Source organism: Occallatibacter sp., assembly GCF_049510455.1.
In the GTDB taxonomy this organism is placed as follows: Bacteria; Acidobacteriota; Terriglobia; order Terriglobales; family Acidobacteriaceae; genus Telmatobacter.
Map to the genome: position 1 here is coordinate 1 of NZ_JBEKYX010000185.1, position 3396 is coordinate 3396.

Annotated in this window: 2 protein-coding genes and 1 pseudogene; all 3 read right to left on the reverse strand. The window is 59.0% G+C overall.

All coding sequences use genetic code 11. The annotated features are described in order from the left end of the window. Positions 1 to 252 (reverse strand): DedA family protein (locus ABSG47_RS20605; RefSeq protein ID WP_424172367.1); only part of this gene is annotated, 252 nt, incomplete at its 3' end. Between the two features lie 557 nt (positions 253 to 809). Further along, a pseudogene (locus ABSG47_RS20610) lies at positions 810 to 1867 on the reverse strand (IS3 family transposase); the annotation flags it as partial. A gap of 229 nt (positions 1868 to 2096) precedes the next feature. Further along, positions 2097 to 3396 (reverse strand): lipo-invert putative C-terminal anchoring domain-containing protein (locus ABSG47_RS20615; protein WP_490355065.1); only part of this gene is annotated, 1300 nt, incomplete at its 5' end.

The following is a 3396-nucleotide window of genomic DNA, read 5'->3' on the forward strand; positions in this document are numbered from 1 at the left end:
GGACGCGAGCGCACACAGGAGACGCAGTACCCGCATGCCATGCAGACGGCCGGCCTCGAACCAAACCAGGTCGCCCAACAAGCATCCCAAGACAGCCACCAGCAAAATTCCAACGAAACTAAGCCGGCCGGTACCGGCCAACGCTCCTCCAGACAGCAAAAACAGAACGGCGGGCACGGGTAGACAGAGTTGGCGAGCAAATACGAAAAGAAACAGGATCAGATACGTCGTGTGAAGCAGATAAAAACTCATGTATTGCTCATTTCCCGGCTAGCAACTCTGTCGCTGCAATTTTGCCACCACATCGTCGGTTTGGGCAGTTTGAGCTTGAACCCAATCAGCCTATACGTCGCCTGAAACGTAACAGCGATGATCGTTGAGCTCGATGGCTTTTCAACGCGCACGCGTGTAATCAGCCGCTAGGTGATCGGCATCAAGCCAATTTGAAACAGCGCAACTCAGACGCCATTGGCCTTGTTTGTAGTGAAACGGCTATAACTACCTGGAAAATAGATGAGATAAGATGACCTGACCCCATTCTTCGTCCAGTTCGGTGTATGAAATCATAACCTACATTTTTCTGCTTTTCTTTCTCAGGTAGAGATTGACCTGACCCCATTCTTCGTCCAGTTCGGTGTATGAAATCATAACCTACATTTTTCTGCTTTTCTTTCTCAGGTAGAGATCTCTTGGCCGTGGATCAGCCGTGTCAAGGCCGGAGCGAAGCGGAGCCCGTCAGGGGCGCCTTGATACGGCTGATCCACGGCCATATCCTTTGCTTCTGAAAGAGAAGCAGCCTGCCACTGCCGCGCGAATTCGTCTGGCGTTCTGTAACCCAGCGAGCTATGTGGGCGGCGGGAGTTATATTCCGCCTTCCACGTCGAGATCTTCCCCCGCGCATCGAACAGGTTCCAGAACCAGCTTGTGTTCAGGCACTCGTCGCGCAGCTTTCCGTTGAAGCTTTCCATGCCTCCATTCTGTGTCGGCTTGCCTGGCTGAATGTGAACGATGTCGATCTTCCAATCGATGGCCCATGCAAGGAAATGCCGGGAAGTCAGCTCCGGGCCGTTATCGCAGCGAATCGACTGCGGCTTGCCATGCTCCGCGATCGCCCGCTCCAGCATGCGCGTGACGCGCCGGCTGGGAAAGCTGGCTGCTGTATCCAACACCAGGCACTGCCGGGTAAAACTGTCGATCACGCCGAACACCCGGAAGCGCTGCCCGGCGGCCGTCACGTCACTGGCAAAATCAAGCGCCCATTCCTGGCCGCACTCCGTCAGCACAGGCCGTGGCTGCAAGGTCCGCCGCAGATGCTTGCGCCGCGTGCGCTTCACGCTTAGTCCGAGTTCCCGATACACGCGCTGTACCTTCTTGTGGTTCACTGCCATTTCCTCGTGCAGGTATAAATGCAGCCGCCGGTAGCCAAAGCGCGGATGCTCTCGCGCCAGTTCCCGCAGCCGTTCCTGAATCTGGCTGTCATCTCTCCGGCTTCGATACTGGCCGCTCGATCTCGGCACCGCCATCAGCTCGCAGACGTGGCGCTCGCTGGACTTGAACTCCGCCAGCAAGCGCCGCACTTCCGATCTCCGTTCTACGAGCCCAGGGAGTTTTTTCTTATGACCGACTGCAGCATGTCCTTGTCCAGGCTCAGATCAGCTACCAGCTTCTTCAACCTGGAGTTCTCATCGCGCAGGTGCTTGACCTCTTCGGCCTCGCTCACATCCATGCCGCCGTACTTGGCCTTCCAGGCATAGATCGTGTGCTTGCTCACACCCTGTTCTCGCGCAACGTCCTCGGCCGTGCGCCCCGCCTCAACCTGCTTCAGCGCAGTGATAATCTGCGCCTCCGTATGCCGGCTCTTGCTCATCGTCCTTCCCCTTTCCTTCGTCCAAATCGTATTCCAAAATGGACGGATTCAGGGGGTCAGGTCAATCCGGCGCGGCTACTGCTACAGCAATCGTTTCGGCATGAACATCTAAACCCAAAAATCTTAACTTCTCTCTCATGACCGGTTCCTTCCGCTTGTGGCTCTGGACTGTAGTTCTTCAAACAAACTCAGCCTAACCCACGACCAGCGCACCGCACTTGGGGGACGGCTAGTTCACAACGACGGTAAAGGTCTCGCTCACAGCGGGTGAGACCGCCGGGGTTCCGACACCCGTCACAGTGAAGACGTAAGATCCCGCGGAAGTCCCAGGATCGGTTTCGGTTGTCGTTTGCGGCCCACTACTGCCGCCGCCGCAACCTGCCAGGCTGCCCAGCGCCGCCATCAGCACCAGTGTGCCCAGCATCGAGCGCCAAGTGCGCCGCTGAGCCGGAATCCCCATGAACACGAGCAGCGACAGGAGCGCGCCGCTTCCCGCGCCAATCCATCCACCGCGATTGCTGGCCGTGCGATGCTTTTTCAATTCATCAACGATGGTGGTGCTGGGTGCTGTCGTGCTCACTGAGAAGGTTAGTGTCTGCGCGGTGGTGCTGGGCAACGTCACCCCCAATGTGGGTCCTCCGCCGCTGCAAGTTGGGGCATCGGTTGCGCCCGATGGAGACGTGGTCAGCGAACAGGTGACGGTAACGCTTCCCGCATAGCCGGCGACCGCAGCCACATTAACCACCGCACTCGCTGTCGATCCAGGGGTCACGCCGCCGGCGGGAGTTACAACCGGGGCGGGATTGCTAAGGCTAAATGTGGCCCCGGTTCCCTCCACTGTCACGATTGCTGTGCCGCTTCCGGTGCTGTAGGTGGTGCTGCCGCCGTAGGCCACGCTCAGGGTGTCGGTTCCGGCGCCCAGACTGTTGGCCGGAACGGTAAACGAGTACGCGCCACCTGAAAGCGTTGCGCTGGCGGTGTACGCGCCGGCCGTCAACGTTACCGTACCGGTCGGCGCTGTCCCGCCCGAGGTGGCACTGGCCACGGTCCCTGACACTCCTAGCGTCTGAGTCGATAAGAGGCTGGTTTGTGCCGGGGTCACGGTCACGGTTACCGCGGAAACGCCGGAGGTTGCAGGCCAAGCATTGACTACGTTTGCGACGTTGAGAGAGCCCAGTCCGGTAGCCTGATCGTATCCCGTCCCTGCACTGTAGCCGGTGAGAATTCCCACCGTATCCGAGGATCCCTCCAGCGAATCGACCGCCTTGCAGTCAGGCGAAACGCCAGTCTGCGCGCCGTAATCGCAGGGCATGGCATTGGTCCCGGCAGAAGCAAACGGACCCGCGTCGATGTCATTAAATAAGCAGGTGCTGCCGGCGGTGACAGTCTCCGCGCTGCAGCTTGAGTAGGTTTGCGCCGCTGCCAGCTTGTACAGTTCCGGATTGGCAAACCCCTGCGCCGACCCCGCCTTCTGGTCGATCAGCGCCATCACGCCGGCCATTGGTGGAGTTGAAGCCGACGTTCCACCC